Here is a 14,846-nt window from a genome sequence, read left to right on the forward strand (position 1 = left end):
GCTGTTGCCCGACGCGATCTCGCCGGCGGCCAGGGTGATGCTGGAGGCGCTGGCCTGGATCTGGCCGACGATCTGGGTCAGCTGCGCGACGGTGGTGTTGGCGTCGTCACGCATGCGTGCGAACACGCCATTGAACTGGCCATCCATGCGCGTGGTCAGGTCGCCGGCGGCGATCGACTGCAGCAGCTGCGAGAGCTGGCCCAGGTTGCCATCGGCGACCTGCATCATGGTGTTCAGGTGCTCGATCATCAGCTTGAAATCATGCTGGAAGCGCTGAGCGTCGCCGCGCTGGCTGAAGTCGCCGGCCGCGGCGGCCGAGGCCAGCTGCTGGATCTGGGTGTTGATCGCCAGCAGGCTGGCCTTGGCCGCATCCATCGATTCGTGCAGGATCGCGCGGCTGCCGGGCAGGCGTCGGGCGTCCGGGGCGAGGTTGCCGATGGCGTACTGGTTGAGCACGTCGATGGCATCACGGATCGCATCGAGATGCTCGAAGATCACGGTATTGATGCCGCCGGCCAGCTGGCCATACACGCCCGGGAAGTCTTCCGGAATGCGATGGCCGATGTCCGGTCCGGCATGCATCTGCGCCATCAGCTGGGTCTGCTCGGAGAAGCGGCGCAGCATCGCGGTCATCTCGGCGGTGGCGGCCAGCATCTTGCCGGCTTCGTCCTTGCTGGTGGCCTGGGTGCTGACACTGAGGTCGCCACGGGCAACGGCCTGGATGGCATGCACGGCCTTGCCCAGCGGGCCGGTGACGGCGCGCGAGATGACCGTTGCCAGCGCGGCGGCCACCAGCGACAGCAGCACGATGCAGCCGATGATGGCGATCATGCTGGTGCGATGGGTGGCATTGGCAGCGGCGATCTTGCCGTCCATCAGGCCGGCGATGTGGGTGCCGAGGGTCTTCATCGCGGCGAACAGGTCACGACGGGCCGGGCGCGACTGTTCGTCGGAAATCTGTTGCGCCAGGGCGCCATCGCCGGCAGCCACGGCCTCGCGCATCGCCTTGTTGGCGGCGAAGTAGCGTTCCAGCTGCACGTTGGCCGCGCGATAGAGTTCGCGCTCCTTGTCCAGTGCCGGCAGCGCCGAGTACGCGGCCAGTTCGTCATGCACGGCCTTGGCGGTGTCGTCCATGCGCTTGTTGTAGTCGGCAACTTTCTCTGGCTGATCGAGCATGCTCAGCAGGGCCAGTTCGTAGGTGCGGAACTCGCCCAGCTGCGAGCGCGCCTCGCCCAGATGCTGGACCGACGGAATATCGTTGCCGGCCATCTCGCCCAGCTGATTGTTGGCCTCGCTCAGGCGCAACAGGGCGAAGGCGCCGAGGACCAGGGTCATCAACGTGGTGAGGGTGAACCCCACGGCCAGCTTGCGGGCGATGGGCAGATCTTGGAACCACTTCATGCAGGGTGCTCCAGGTGGGCAGGGTGCCGGCGTCGTTGCGTCGGCTGGGGGTGGTTGCAGAGCGAACGGGGGTGCCCGGTGGGGGTTCGGTGACGGCCGTCAAAGCGAGATAGCGGCGTGCTGTGGGCGGACTTTATGGACGCAGATCACATTCGGTTGCGTAGGGATGACCGCGCGAAAGTGCTGCAGTGGCGAGGCTTGCGCTTCGGTGGCGTGGTTGCGAACGAAACCAGCGCGGCGACGGAGATCACGGAATGGGTTCGGGCGCGGATTGGGGTCAGATCCCTTATCAAAGAAAAGGGATCTGACCCAGGCCACACATGGCCGGAGCGCACGCAAACAAAAACCGCCGCCCCGAAGGGCGGCGGTCCAGTGCACGCATGCAACGTGGATCAGGCGGCCTGCGACATCCGCAGCGAGCGCACCAGTCCGCCGATGTCGACGATCAGCGCGACGCGGCCATCGCCGAGGATGGTGGCGCCGGACACTCCGCCGATGCGGCGGTAGTTGTTCTCGATGTTCTTCACTACCACCTGCTGCTGGCCGACCAGCTCGTCCACTTCCAGTGCGATCTTCTGGCCATCGCCTTCCACCACCACCACCAGCGATTCGCTGCCCGGTGCGCGGTTGCCGTAGCCGTAGTACTCGCTCAGCGACAGGATCGGCAGGTACTCGCCACGCACGCGCAGCACGCGGCCTTCGCCGGCCATGCTGCGGATGTCCTCGGCCTGTGGCTGCAGGGCTTCCAGCACGTAGGCCAGTGGCAGGATCAGGGTTTCGCCGGCCACCGCCACGGTCATGCCATCGAGGATGGCCAGGGTCAGCGGCAGGCGGATCAGCGTGCGCGTACCAGCACCGAGGCTGCTCTCGATCTGCACCTCGCCACCCAGTGCCTGGATGTTGCGGCGGACCACGTCCATGCCGACGCCACGCCCGGACAGATCGGTGACTGCATCCGCAGTGGAGAAGCCCGGCTGGAAGATCAGGTCCCAGACCTGCGAATCGGTCGGGTTGTCCGGCACCGCCAGGCCGCGTTCGTGGGCCTTGGCCAGGATCTTGGCGCGGTCCAGGCCGCGACCGTCGTCGCTGACTTCGATGACGATATGGCCGCCCTGATGCGAGGCTGCCAGGGTGATCGTGCCGGTCTCGTCCTTGCCCGCACCGCGACGTACGTCGGGCATTTCCAGACCGTGGTCGATCGAGTTGCGCACCAGGTGCACCAGCGGATCGGCGATCTTTTCGATCAGGCCCTTGTCCAGTTCGGTGCCTTCGCCGACGGTGCGCAGGCGGACCTGCTTGCCGAGGCGGCTGGACAGGTCGCGGACCAGGCGCGGGAAGCGGCGGAACACCGCATCGACCGGCAGCATGCGCACGCCGATCACTGCTTCCTGCAGGTCGCGGGTGTTGCGTTCAAGCTGGTCCAGGCCGGCGAACAGGCTCTCGGCGTGGACCGGGTCCAGTGCGTGCGAGACCTGCTTGAGCATGGCCTGGGTGATGACCAGTTCGCCGACCAGGTTGATCAGTGCATCGACCTTGTCGACGCTGACCCGGATCGAGGTTTCGGCTTCCTGGGCAGCGCCGCCGCTGGCGGTCGCTGCAGCGGGTGCTGCGGATGTTGCGGCAGGAGGTGTGGAAGGGGCTGCTGCAACCGGTGCCTGGGTGGCCAGGCTCGGCGGCGCGGCGGGACGGATGTCCAGCTCGCAGTCGTCCAGCACCCAGGCAAAGGTGTCTTCGATCTTGCTGCGCGGCACCTTGCCGACCAGGCCCAGGTCCCACGCCAGGTGGGCTTCGAGCGGATCGAGCTGGGCGAAGCCCGGCAGGCGGTCCATGCGCGCGGCAACCTGCAGCGAACCCAGGTGCTCAAGTTCGCGGATGATGCGCAGCGGGTCGTTGCCGCTCATGAACAGCGATGGCGCCGGGGTGAAGCCGATCTGCCAGGCTTCCGGCGTATCGTCCACCTTGGCTGCGGCGGCCGCCGGGGCGCTCGCTGCGGCCTCGCCGGAAAGAACCGCCTCCAGGCGCGCCTTCACCGCAGCAACTGCGGCGGGATCGGCGGCCTGGCCGTGTTCGGCTTCGCGCAGCAGGGCGCGCAGCACGTCCACCGAGGACAGCATGGCGTCGACGGCGTGGCCTTCCAGCGCCCGCTTGCCGGCACGCAGCTCATCGAGCAGCGTTTCCAGCACATGGGTCAGGCCGGCGATCGCATCGAAGCCGAAGGTGCCGGCGCCGCCCTTGATCGAGTGGGCGGCGCGGAACACCGAATTGATGATCTCCGCGTCCTGCTGCCCCGATTCCAGGGCCAGCAGGCCAGCCTCCATCGCGTCGAGGCCTTCGCGGCTCTCCTCGAAGAAGGTGGCGTGGAAGCGTTGCAGGTCCATGCTCATGGCAGTGGTGGTCCGGAAGCGAAGAGGGGGAGCGGTGGCGGGCGGTCAGCCCAGCACTTTCTGCACGGTGGCGACCAGCTGTTCCGGATTGAACGGCTTGACCAGCCAGCCGGTGGCACCGGCGGCCTTGCCTTCGGACTTCTTGTCGGCAGCCGATTCGGTGGTCAGCATCAGCAGCGGCGTGAACTTGTAGTCCGGCAGCTGGCGCAGTTCGCGGATCAGCGCGATGCCGTCCATGTTCGGCATGTTGACGTCGGTGACCACCGCATTGAAGCGCTGGCCCTTGGCGCGACCGAGCGCGACCGCGCCGTCTTCAGCTTCTTCGACGGCAAAACCGGCCGAGGTGAGGGCGAAGGAAACCATCTGGCGCATCGACGCCGAATCGTCCACCACCAAGATACGTGCGCTCATGCAGCGTTCTCCACAGATTTCAGGTTGTCATGGGTTACGTCCAGGCCCAGGGCCTGGGTGACGCCCAGCAGGCGCGCGGCGTCACGGAAGGTTGCGGTGCAACCGTGGAAGCCGGTGCCCAGGCCTGCCTCGCGGCGGGCCTGCACGAACGCACACAGCACCTGCACGGCGGCCGTGTGGATGCGGGCGACCTGGCTGGCATCCAGGGTCAGCTCGCCCGCCTGCGCCACCAGCGGGGCGAGGCGGTTCTTGAGCTCGGTGCTGCTCTCGATGCCGAGATCCTCACCCAGTTCGACAGTGCTCATCGTTGCTCCGGACAAACGGTTCCGTGATCCATAACGGCACCCCGGCGGGGTTCTTTAGAAGAATCGACGCGGCGCGTCGATGCGGTGTTCTTCGGGGACGCCATCCAAAAGGGGACGGAGGGGATTAAGTCGCAACTGGCTCGGCGCTTTGCGCCGATGCGGTGCCTGTCGGGGACGCAAGGAGTTGATCCGTTGGATCAACACCTTACGTCCCCACTGCGTGGTCGCCGTTGCCGAGGGTGGCTGCGGGAGAGCCTGGTCGATTGCGACTTAATCCCCTCCGTCCCCTTTTTTGCGCTCAGTTCAACAGCCGGGTGGCATCCAGCAGGATCATTGGCCGCTGGCTGACCCGGGCCACGCCACGGAACAGATCGTTGGAGATCTGGCAGATGCGTGCGGTGTCGGGCGGCTCGATCTGCGAGTCGGTGAGGTTGGCGACATCTTCCACTGCCGACACGCGCAGGCCGATGGTTTCGCCGTCTTCTTCCAGCACCACGATTCGGGTCTGCGAATCGTCCTCGGCGGGGGCGGCGCCGAGGTGCAGGCCGAGGTCCATCACCGGTACCACCTGGCCACGCAGGTTCATGATGCCCAGCATGGCCGGCGCAGTGCCGCGCAAGGGCAGCAGCGGCACTGGCAGCACCACTTCCTGCACTTTCAGCAGTTCCAGTGCATAGGCCTGGGTGCCGCAGCGCAGGCGCAGCCAGCGCGAGGTGCGCTCGCCGGCACGGCGGTTCTGCGGGTGTGGGCTGCGGGCCGGCTGGTGGGCCTGGGCCTGCAGTTCCTGCCAGTTGCTGGGACGGCTGCTGGCGGGGGCATCCACGGCCACGCGCGGCGGCGGCGCGGCGGCCGCGCGTGCGGCCGGGGCAGGGTGTTGCGCCCGCGCTGCAACCGGTGCTGCGACCACGGCCGGCGGCGGCGTGGCAACGTCCTCGCCACCGGCAGCGGCTTCGAACGCTGCCTGCAGGCCGGGGCTGTCGGTGTGGGCGAGTCGATGGCTGTCGGCCGTATCGGTCTCGTAGATCACTTCGTCCGGCAGATCGTCCCAGGTGGGTTCCGGGCCTGCCTGGGCGGTGGCAGGCGCAGGGGCCGTCTCGTGGATCACCTCGTCAGGCAGGTCATCCCAGGTCGGTTCGCGCTCGAGGGCGGCGACAGGCATTGCGGCGGCCTCGAAGGCGGCCTCCAGTGCTGCGTCGTCCTCTGCCGCGGCAGCAGAAGCAGTCCCCGTTTCGTAGATCACTTCGGCGGGCAGATCGTCCCAGGTGGGCTCGCGCTCGGCCGTTGCGGCGGCCTCGAAGGCGGCTTCGAGCGTGGCGTTGTCGACGGCAGGCGCAGCGGCGACGGTCTCGGTTTCGTAGATCACCTCGGCCGGCAGGTCATCCCAGGTCGGCTCGCGCTCCGGTTCCGATGCGCTGGCCGATGCCGGGGCGGGGCTGTCCGGCGTTGGCAGCACGACGGCCGCCGGGGCGATCGCTTCGCCCAGCAGTTCGTCCAGATAGTCGTCCAGTACGCCGGTGCTGTTCATGCGGCCTGCTCCAGGGCACGGGCGTCCTCGCCGATGATCCAGTTCAGGGCGCGGCGATAGGCGGCCAGGCCGCGGCCCGGGTAGTCCTCGCCGACGCTCGGCAGGGTCAGGCCCGCCGCGTTGCTGATGCGGGTATCGATCGGAATCGCGTCTTCCCACACGCGGCTGCCGTGACGATCCTGCATCGTGCGCAGCGACTCGTTGCCTGCGCGCGTGCGGCGGTCGAACAGGGTCGGCAGGATCGATATCGGCAGCGGACGGCGGCGCGAGCGCTCGACCATCTCGCCGGTGCGGACCATGCCATCGAGCCCATGCAGTGCCAGCGGCTCGGCCTGGGTGGGGATGATCAGGCGGTCGGCCGCGGCCAGTGCGTTAATCATCAGCAGGCCGAGAGTCGGCGCACAGTCCAGCAGGATGTAGTCGTGCTGGCCCTGGTGGCGTGCCAGCGCGTTCTGCAGCGCCAGGCCGAGGCCAGGCTGGTTGGCGCTGCGGCGCTCCAGCGTGGCCAGCGCCGACTGCGCACAGACGTAGTCCAGGCCATGGATGCTGCTGGCATGGCACAGGCTGGCGAGGTCTGCGGGCGGGGCGCCGAACAGTTCCAGTACGCCGGCCGGCGGCGGATCCACCGGCACGCCGAACGCGCGGCTGAGCGAGGCATGCGGATCGAGATCGATCAGCAGTACGCGATGGCCAAGTGCGGCCAGGCCGCGGCCGAGGGCGAGGGTGGTGGTGGTCTTGCCGACTCCGCCCTTCTGGTTGGCGACTGCCCAGATGCGCATCGGATTACTCCTTCATTGCCGGGGGAACGGCGGCGCCGACACGGCTGCCAGCCGGCACCGGCGGCAACGTCACCGGTGCGATGGGGGAAGTGGCGGTGCTGGCCGGCGTTGCGGCGGCCTGCTCGGTGCTGGTGCTGTCGGCGGCGCCGGTGGCAGCGTTCAGGCGCTGGCCCAGCGGATCCACCGAATGCGAGGTGTCAGCCAGGATGATGACCATCACCCGGCGGTTGCGGTTGCGGCCCTGCGCGCTGTCGTTCTCTTCGCGCGGGCGGAACTGGCCGTAGCCGACCATGGCCAGCCGTGACGGCTGCACGCCCTGGTCGGCGAACAGGTGCACCACGCTGGCCGCGCGCCCGGCTGACAGCTCCCAGTTCGACGGGAACGTGGCAGTGGCGATCGGCACGTTGTCGGTGTGGCCTTCCACGCGCACGCTGTTGGGTACGTCGCGCAGGACCTCGGCCAGGCTGGCCAGGGTCTGCCGCGCATGTACGTCCAGCGCCGCCGAGCCGGTGGGGAACAGGATGTCGCTGTTGATCTCGACTTCGATCCACAGTTCGGTGCGGCGCACGCTGATCATGCCGCGGTCGATCAGCGGCGCCAGTGCGGCGGTGAGGCGGTCGGCGATGCTGTTGAGCTGGCGCTCGGCGCGCGCGATCTGCTCCTGGTTGTGCACCGAAACAGGCATGCGCATCTGCGAGGCCATCGACGGCAGCAGGGTCGGGTCGTGCGACGGTGCCGGCGCGGACGGGCCGATCTTGGTACCGGATTTGATCACCGACGGGCTGTCCCAGCCACCGCCCTGCACCTGCTTGTTGCCGACCTGCACCGGATTGATCGTGCGTGGTGCGCCACCGAAGGCGTCGGTGAGCGCGTCGGCCATGATCCGGTACTTGCCCTCGTTCACCGAGGAAATCGCATACATGACCACGAAGAAGGCGAGCAGCAGCGTCATCAGGTCGGCATAGGGGATCGCCCATGCTTCATGGTTGGCGTGCTCTTCGTGGTGCTTGCGGCGGGCCATGTCAGTGCAGGAAGCCGGAGAGGTTGGTTTCGATGTTGCGCGGGTTCTCGCCCTGGGCGATCGAGATCAGGCCTTCGATGACCATTTCGCGGTCGCGGGTGTTGTGCGAGATCACACTCTTGAGCTTGGCCGAGATCGGCAGGAACAGCAGATTGGCCGAGGCGATGCCGTAGATGGTGGCGGTGAACGCTGCGGCGATGCCGTGGCCGAGCTTGCTCGGATCGGCCAGGTTCTTCATCACCGCGATCAGGCCGAGCACGGCACCAATGATGCCCAGCGTCGGCGCATAGATGCCCATCGCTTCGAAGACCTTGGCACCGGCCTGGTCCTGGTGTTCCTGGCTGCCCAGTTCGATTTCCAGCATGTGCCGCATCGATTCGGGTTCGACGCCGTCCACCAGCAGCTGCAGGCCCTTGCGCAGGAACGGGTCCTGCTGTGCTTCCACCTGCGATTCCAGGCCCAGCAGGCCCTGGCGGCGGGCGATGTTGCTCCACTCGACGATCTGCTGGATCAGTTCGCGGCGATCGCTGTGCGGCGGGCGCACGACCCAGCGCACGATCTTGAACGCATGCTTGAACACCGCCGGCGAGGTATGCAGCAGGATCGCGGCGATGGTGCCGACGATGACGATCACGAACGCCGCAGGCGACCACAACGACGCCAGGCCGGCGCCCTTGAGGATGCTGCCACCGACCAGCGAGGCCAGGGCGAGAAAGAGTCCAATGAGGCTGAGTCTATCCATGGATCCGGTATCGGCTTGTATGAATGGGACTTGAGACACCGGTACGGGCTACTGGTGCGACTTCACAGTTTTACGGGTTCAGCAAGCGGGTCAGTCATGTGGGCTGCGCAGTCCATCCACGTCCAGGATCAGCGCCATGCGACCATCGCCGATCAAGGTTGCACCGGCGTAACCGCGCAGGCCACGCAGGGCTTTCGGCAGCGGCTTGATCACCACTTCCTCGCGCCCGCGCACCTGGTCCACGACCAGGCCGAAGCGCGCTTCGCCGGCCTGCAGCACCACGATGGTCAGCAGGGTCGACGCGGCCGGCGTCACATCCAGCCACTGGCGCAGATCGACCAGCGGCAGGGTGTGCGAGCGGCGGTCAAGCACGGCGCGGCCGTCGAACCAGCCGAGCGACGTGCGCGGCGCGTGCAGCACTTCCATCACGCGCGCCAGTGGCAGCGCATAGACATCCTCACCGGCCTGCACCAGCAGGGTCGGCAGGATCGCCAGGGTCAGTGGTACTCGGATCATGAAGCGGCTGCCACGTCCCAGTTCCGACTGGATCTGGATCTGGCCGCTAAGCTCGCGGATCCGCGACTGCACCACGTCCATGCCGACACCACGGCCGGAGATGTCGGTGACCTGCTGCTTGGTCGAGAAGCCTGGCAGGAATACCAGGTGCAGGCATTCCTCGCTGCTCAGGCGGGCGGCGGCTTCCGGGTCGATCAGGCCCTTCTCGCGTGCCTTCGCGCGCAGCTTTTCCGGGTCGATGCCAGCGCCATCGTCCTGTACCTCGATGCTGACGTAGTCACCTTCCTGCTGTGCCGACAGGCGCACATGGCCCATCCGTGGCTTGCCCTGTGCTTCGCGCAGATCGGGCATTTCCACGCCATGGTCGATGGCGTTGCGGACCAGGTGCACCAGCGGGTCCGCCAGGGCTTCCACCAGGTTGCGGTCGAGCTCGGTCTCGGCGCCGATCAGCTCCAGGTCCACTTCCTTCTTCAGTGAGCGGGCGACGTCGCGGGCGACCTTGGGGAAGCGCGAGAACACCTTGCCCACCGGCTGCATGCGGGTACGCATCACGGCCGACTGCAGGCGGGCCGTGGCGATATCCAGAGTGGACACGGCGCGGTCCAGCTCCTCGTCGCGCAGGCGCGCACGCAGGGTCTTGAGCCGATTGCGCGACAGCACCAGTTCGCCGATCAGATTGACGATCGCATCCAGGCGCTTGGTGTCCACGCGCACGGTGTGTTCGGCTTCGGCCAGCGGCTTGGCGGCCGGCTTGGCGGCCGGTGCCGGTGCGGCCGCCGGGCGCGGGACGGCGGTCGGCGCCGGTGCCACTACCGCAGCGGGCTTGGCGCCCGGTGCGGCGCCACCGTGCAGCTGGTCGAGCAGGGCTTCGAATTCGTCTTCGCTGATCAGTCCGTCGTCAGCCTTCTTCGCAGGCGTGACCGCGGTCGGCGCATTGCCGCCGTGCAGTTGGTCGAGCAGGGCCTCGAATTCGTCGTCGGTGATCAGGTCGCTCCCACCGGCGGCGGGCGCGGTGGCGGCCACGGGCGCGGCGGCGCCGCCACCATGCACGTCGAACTGGGCGATCAGGTCCGGCGGTGCATAGCCCGGTTCTGTGCCGGAAGACACGGCATCCAGCATCGACTGCAGGTAATCCAGCGATTGCTGGGCGGCATCGAAGTGGTGGGCCTGCAGCACGGCCTGGCCGGCACGCGCGGCGCCCAGCGCTTCTTCAGCGGCGTGGCACAGCTCGACCATGGCGGTGACGCCGAGGAAGCCGGCACCGCCCTTGAGCGTGTGGTAGCCGCGGAACACCGCGTTGAGCTGATCGCTGTCCTGCGGTGCCTGCTCCAGCGACACCAGCTGTTCGCCGAGGCGATCCAGGATCTCCTGCGCCTCGATGATGAAATCGGCAGTGATGTCGTCGGATACCGCGCTCATGCTTACAGCCCCAGATCCGACAACAGGTCGTCGGCGTCGTTCTGCGAGACCGCGTGGCGGTCCAGTCCCTTCAGTGCCGGCCCGGCCAGTTCCGGGTCGGTGCGATGCTGTTCCGGCGGCAGGCCGAGCGCGCCGAAACCTTCATGCACGCGGCGGACGATGCCGACCACGCGGCGGATGATCTGGCCGGTCAGGTCCTGGTAGCTCTGGGTCAGGGCGATCTCGGTGAGGTTGTGGCGGATGCGCTCGAGCTGCGCGTCCTGGCCCGGCTGCAGGCCTTCGGCGCGCAGCTGTTCGGTCAGGCTGCGGCATTCCTCGGCCAGGTCCAGGGTGCGGTGCGTGGCCTGTTCGGTCATCGCCACCACGTGGTCCAGGCGCGCGCAGGCATCGTCCAGTTCGCCGGCTTCGCTGGGTACGGTCGGCAGTTCACCCAGCGCCTGTCCCAGTTCGCGGGCCAGCCGCGAAAGGCCGCTCATCATCGGCTGCGTGCGCAGCGCGACCAGTCCGTCGATGCGCTGCCGCCAGGCGGCCTCATCACCGGACTCCAGCGCGTCCAGGGCTTCCTGCAGGCGCAGGGCGAGGGCGTTCTTGTCGACCGTGGTATCCATCAGGCGCTGGCCGCCAGGCGTTCGAAGATCTTGCCGAGCTTCTCTTCCAGCGTCTGTGCAGTGAACGGCTTGATGATGTAGCCGTTCACACCGCTCTGGGCGGCTTCGATGATCTGCTCGCGCTTGGCTTCCGCGGTGACCATCAGCACTGGCAGGGTCTTCAGCTTGGCATCGGCGCGGATCGCCTTGAGCAGCTCGATGCCGGTCATCACCGGCATGTTCCAGTCGGTGACCACGAAATCGAACGGCTGGCTCTGCAGCAGCGACAGCGCAGCATGCCCGTCCTCGGCTTCGGCGGTATTGGTGAAGCCCAGATCGCCCAGCAGGTTCTTGACGATTCGACGCATGGTCGAGAAGTCGTCGACGATCAGGATGCGCATGTTCTTGTTCAAAGCAGAATTCCTTTGTTGTTCATTCCGGGTGGCCGGGGGCAGCCACCTCGGGCATGTTCATTCTTCCAGGCCGGCGTCTGCCGCCTCGAAAATCTTCAGTCGACCACGCAGGCGCAGCACGGCCTGGCCGTGGATCTGGCAGACCCGCGACTCGCTCACGCCGAGCACCGCGCCGATCTCCTTCAGGTTCAGTTCCTGCTCGTAGTAGAGCGAAAGCACCAGCTGTTCGCGCTCGGGCAGGTGGCCAATGGCCTTGCCCAGTTCGCGACCGAATTCGCCCCGCTCCAGCACCTGCTGCGGGGTCGGTCCGCCCTGGGCGACGGTGTCCAGCTCGCCCTGGTCCTCGATGCGCGATTCCAGGCTCAGCACCTGGCCGCGCGCAGCGTCTTCCATCAGTCGCAGGTATTCGGGCAGCGGCATCTCCATCGCAGCGGCCACTTCGGTGGCGCTGGCGGCGCGGCCACTGCTCTGTTCCAGGCGGCGGATGGTGGCGGCGGCATCACGAGCACGGCGGTGCACGGAACGCGGCACCCAGTCACCACGGCGGATCTCATCGATCATCGAACCGCGGATGCGGATCGAGGCGTAGGTCTCGAACGAAGCACCCTGGTCGGCGTCATAGCTGCGCGAGGCCTCGATCAGTCCCATCATGCCGGCCTGGATCAGATCGTCGACTTCGACGCTGGCAGGCAGGCGTGCGGCGAGGTGGTGGGCGATGCGCCGCACCAGGTCCGAGTGCAGGGCGATGACCTCGTTGGCTGCCGAGCGCTGCACTTCCCTGTATTGGGCTGCGCCTTTCATGCCGCCACCCCGCGCTGCTTGAGGATGCGTTCGAGGAAGAATTCAACGCCGCCACGCGGTTCGGTCGGCGCCTGCCAGCGTGCGGTGCGGCGCGCGATCTCGGTGATCGCAAGCGCGGCGGGGCTGGACGGATAGGCCTTCACTACCGGCTGCTGGCGCTGCACCGACAGGCGCAGCCAGTCATCCTGCGGCACACGGCCCAGGTAGTTCAGTGAGACATCGGCGAGGAACTTCTCGCAGACGCGGGTCAGCTTCTCGTACAGCACGCGGCCCTCGTTCGGGTCGCGCACCATGTTGGCCACCACCTGGATACGGTCCACGCCGCGCTCGCGCGACAACACCTTGATCAGCGCATACGCGTCGGTGATCGAGGCCGGCTCGTCACAGACCACCACCACGGTGTCCTGCGCGGCCTGGCAGAAGGTCAGTACGCCGTCGGTGATGCCGGCGGCGGTGTCCACCACCATGATGTCCAGTTCGCGTTCCAGCTCGGAGAACACGTTGACCAGGCCAACGTGCTCGGCCGGGGCGAGCTCGGCCATGTGGCGGCGGCCGGACGCGGCCGGGACCACCAGCACGCCGTTCGGGCCTTCGACGATGACGTCTTCCAGCGAGCAGCGGCCGGCGACCAGGTCGGCCAACGTAAAGGTGGGGTTCAGCCCCAGGATCACGTCGATGTTGGCCAGGCCGAGGTCGGCGTCCAGCAGCAGCGTGCGCTTGCCCATGCCGGCCAACGCCACGGCCAGGTTGGCCGACACGTTGGTCTTGCCCACGCCGCCCTTGCCGCCGGTCACGGCGATGGTGCGCACAGGGCCGAGCGGCTCGCTGCGGGTGGCCGACAGCGGGAAGGTCTTGGTCAGCTTGGCGTACTCACGCGACGGCATGGTTCAACTCCGGGTTGCAGGGCATATCGGCCGCTCGGCGCAAATCTTCAAGGCGAAGTACAAGATTGGCTGCACTGGCCCGGTGCAGGTCCTCCGGGACGTCCTGGCCATCGGTCACCCAGGTGATCGGCAGGGCATGGTCCACGGCCACCGACAGGGCGTTGCCGAAGCGGCCGGTCTCGTCCAGCTTGCTCAGCACCAGGCCCTGCAGGTTGGCGGCGCCGAAGCGGCGGACCACCTCGTCCATGTCGCCGAAGCTGGTGTTGGCCGGCAGCACCAGCAGGGTGCGGACCTGGCGCGCGGCGCGCAGCCACTGCAGCTGGGCGGCCAGTGCGCGGTCGCGCGGGCCCAGGCCGGCGGTGTCGATCAGCACCAGCTTGTAGTCCTTCAGGCGTTCCAGCAGCTGGTCCAGGTCGGTGCCGCTGTTGGCCTCGTGCACGGCGATGCCGAGCTGGCGGCCGTAGCCGTACAGCTGCTCGCGGGCGCCGATGCGGGTGGTGTCGGTGGTGACCAGGGCGACGTCACGCGCAGCGTGCTTCTCGGCGAAGCGCGAGGCCAGCTTGGCGATGGTGGTGGTCTTGCCGGCGCCGGTGGGGCCGACCAGTGCGATCACACCACCTTCTTCCAGCGGGTCGACCGGGGCGATCGGCAGCTTGCGCGAGATCAGCCCCAGCATCAGGCCACGGCCACGGTGGGCTTCGGTCTCCAGCGGGATCTGCATGGCCACGTCGCGGGCGAGGCCGGCATCGAAGCCATACTCGTCCATCAGGTCCAGCGCGGTGGCGCGCACCGGGCAGCCGCGCAGGCGCTCGTCGGTGAAGCGGTTCATCTCGCGCTCGATCACCTGGCGCATGCCGGCCACTTCCTGGCGCAGCTGGCGGATCTCGGCGTCGTCCTGGGCAACCAGGGTCAGCGCCGGGGCCGGGGCCAGCATGGGGGCCGGGCTGGCTTCGCCGGCGGCTTCGACCGCTGCCGGTTCGCTGGCGGCGATCGAGGGCTGCGCTTCGGTCACGGCAGCGGTCGGCAGCGGTGGCGGCTGCACGGCCGGGGCCGCGCTTTCGTGATGCGCCTCGTGCGGCGGGTCGATCTGGAAGCGGGCGCGGTTGGCCGGCGTGGCGCTGGCGGGTGCCGCTGCGACGATGGCCTCGGCGAACGGGGCGAAGATCTGCTCCGGCAGCGCCGGTTCGTTGACGGCGGCGCGTGCCAGGGTGGCGGCGAAGCCGGTGCTGCCGCGGGTCGGTACGATCTCGTCGGCACTGTCCAGGGTGCGTCCGGTGGCGCCGACGGCGGCGCGGGCGAGGGCGGCCACCGCCGAGGTGGTGGCGGCCACCGGTTCCGGCGCCGGGGTGGTGCTGCGGCGACGGGTGACCGCGGCGATCACTGCATCGGCAGCGGTGCGCGGCTTGGGTGCCGGCGGCGGCGCCACGTCGCGGCGCGAGGCTTCCAGTGCACGCTGCACGGCGCTCTCGTCGTAGTTGGCGGCGGCGACGATCTCGATGCCTTCCTCGATCCGGCGGTTGGACAGGATCACGGCGTCAGGACCATGTTCCTTGCGCACCAGGTTCATGGCCGAGCGCATGTCGGCGGCGACGAATCGTTTGATTTTCATGCTGTGGTCACGGGACGAAGACGGCGGGGTGGCGGTCGGAGAACTCGGG

13 protein-coding genes and 1 pseudogene are annotated in these 14,846 nt (G+C 68.0%); all 14 read right to left on the reverse strand.

Annotated features, from left to right (window positions below):
- Nucleotides 1–1,401: MCP four helix bundle domain-containing protein (locus D5301_RS07390; RefSeq protein ID WP_153855262.1), on the reverse strand; the 1,401-nt coding region annotated here is incomplete at its 3' end.
- 392 nt (nt 1,402–1,793) lie between these two features.
- On the reverse strand, nt 1,794–3,785 hold the full coding sequence (locus D5301_RS07395) for a chemotaxis protein CheA (RefSeq protein WP_153855263.1): 1,992 nt from the start codon (nt 3,783–3,785) through the stop codon (nt 1,794–1,796).
- A 45-nt stretch (nt 3,786–3,830) separates the two neighbouring features.
- The gene (locus tag D5301_RS07400) at nt 3,831–4,196 is read right to left on the reverse strand and encodes a response regulator (protein WP_005409521.1); all 366 of its coding nucleotides are present in this window, start codon (nt 4,194–4,196) and stop codon (nt 3,831–3,833) included.
- Complete coding sequence (locus tag D5301_RS07405) at nt 4,193–4,501, reverse strand: STAS domain-containing protein (RefSeq protein ID WP_005409522.1); 309 nt, start codon at nt 4,499–4,501, stop codon at nt 4,193–4,195. The genes D5301_RS07400 and D5301_RS07405 overlap by 4 nt, the downstream gene beginning before the upstream one ends.
- Nucleotides 4,502–4,799: 298 nt before the next feature.
- A complete protein-coding gene (locus D5301_RS07410; protein WP_153855264.1) occupies nt 4,800–6,026 on the reverse strand; it encodes a chemotaxis protein CheW in 1,227 nt (408 codons plus the stop codon).
- A complete protein-coding gene (locus tag D5301_RS07415) occupies nt 6,023–6,805 on the reverse strand; it encodes a ParA family protein (protein WP_153855265.1) in 783 nt (260 codons plus the stop codon). Before D5301_RS07415 ends, D5301_RS07410 begins: the two co-directional genes overlap by 4 nt.
- A 154-nt stretch (nt 6,806–6,959) precedes the next feature.
- Nucleotides 6,960–7,826: pseudogene (gene motD, locus D5301_RS07420) on the reverse strand (flagellar motor protein MotD); the annotation flags it as partial.
- Between the two features lies 1 nt (nt 7,827).
- Complete coding sequence (locus tag D5301_RS07425; protein ID WP_049444851.1) at nt 7,828–8,568, reverse strand: flagellar motor protein; 741 nt, start codon at nt 8,566–8,568, stop codon at nt 7,828–7,830.
- A gap of 90 nt (nt 8,569–8,658) precedes the next feature.
- Nucleotides 8,659–10,503, reverse strand: a complete 1,845-nt coding sequence (locus D5301_RS07430) for a chemotaxis protein CheA (protein WP_153855266.1) — start codon at nt 10,501–10,503, stop codon at nt 8,659–8,661.
- Between the two features lie 2 nt (nt 10,504–10,505).
- Nucleotides 10,506–11,111 (reverse strand): protein phosphatase CheZ, encoded by a 606-nt coding sequence (locus D5301_RS07435; protein WP_006442968.1) that lies wholly within the window; start codon nt 11,109–11,111, stop codon nt 10,506–10,508.
- Entirely contained in the window at nt 11,111–11,503 is a 393-nt protein-coding gene (gene cheY / locus D5301_RS07440; protein WP_006365466.1) for a chemotaxis response regulator CheY, read from the reverse strand. Before cheY ends, D5301_RS07435 begins: the two co-directional genes overlap by 1 nt.
- 57 nt (nt 11,504–11,560) lie before the next feature.
- Complete coding sequence (locus D5301_RS07445) at nt 11,561–12,304, reverse strand: RNA polymerase sigma factor FliA (protein ID WP_110712211.1); 744 nt, start codon at nt 12,302–12,304, stop codon at nt 11,561–11,563.
- Complete coding sequence (locus tag D5301_RS07450; protein ID WP_153855267.1) at nt 12,301–13,188, reverse strand: MinD/ParA family protein; 888 nt, start codon at nt 13,186–13,188, stop codon at nt 12,301–12,303. Before D5301_RS07450 ends, D5301_RS07445 begins: the two co-directional genes overlap by 4 nt.
- Entirely contained in the window at nt 13,175–14,797 is a 1,623-nt protein-coding gene (flhF, locus tag D5301_RS07455) for a flagellar biosynthesis protein FlhF (protein ID WP_153855268.1), read from the reverse strand. The genes D5301_RS07450 and flhF overlap by 14 nt, the downstream gene beginning before the upstream one ends.
- Nucleotides 14,798–14,846: the final 49 nt, after the last annotated feature.

Origin of the sequence: Stenotrophomonas sp. MH181796 (assembly GCF_009659995.1) — a bacterium.
GTDB classification, from domain to species: domain Bacteria; phylum Pseudomonadota; class Gammaproteobacteria; order Xanthomonadales; family Xanthomonadaceae; genus Stenotrophomonas; species Stenotrophomonas riyadhensis.

Bases quoted from the DNA above. Each gene is read 5' to 3' on its own strand.
- D5301_RS07395 (WP_153855263.1), bottom strand. From the start codon at position 3,785: ATGAGCATGGACCTGCAACGCTTCCACGCCACCTTCTTCGAGGAGAGC.
- D5301_RS07400 (WP_005409521.1), bottom strand. From the start codon at position 4,196: ATGAGCGCACGTATCTTGGTGGTGGACGATTCGGCGTCGATGCGCCAG.
- D5301_RS07405 (WP_005409522.1), bottom strand. From the start codon at position 4,501: ATGAGCACTGTCGAACTGGGTGAGGATCTCGGCATCGAGAGCAGCACC.
- D5301_RS07410 (WP_153855264.1), bottom strand. From the start codon at position 6,026: ATGAACAGCACCGGCGTACTGGACGACTATCTGGACGAACTGCTGGGC.
- D5301_RS07415 (WP_153855265.1), bottom strand. From the start codon at position 6,805: ATGCGCATCTGGGCAGTCGCCAACCAGAAGGGCGGAGTCGGCAAGACC.
- D5301_RS07425 (WP_049444851.1), bottom strand. From the start codon at position 8,568: ATGGATAGACTCAGCCTCATTGGACTCTTTCTCGCCCTGGCCTCGCTG.
- D5301_RS07430 (WP_153855266.1), bottom strand. From the start codon at position 10,503: ATGAGCGCGGTATCCGACGACATCACTGCCGATTTCATCATCGAGGCG.
- D5301_RS07435 (WP_006442968.1), bottom strand. From the start codon at position 11,111: ATGGATACCACGGTCGACAAGAACGCCCTCGCCCTGCGCCTGCAGGAA.
- D5301_RS07445 (WP_110712211.1), bottom strand. From the start codon at position 12,304: ATGAAAGGCGCAGCCCAATACAGGGAAGTGCAGCGCTCGGCAGCCAAC.
- D5301_RS07450 (WP_153855267.1), bottom strand. From the start codon at position 13,188: ATGCCGTCGCGTGAGTACGCCAAGCTGACCAAGACCTTCCCGCTGTCG.
- flhF (WP_153855268.1), bottom strand. From the start codon at position 14,797: ATGAAAATCAAACGATTCGTCGCCGCCGACATGCGCTCGGCCATGAAC.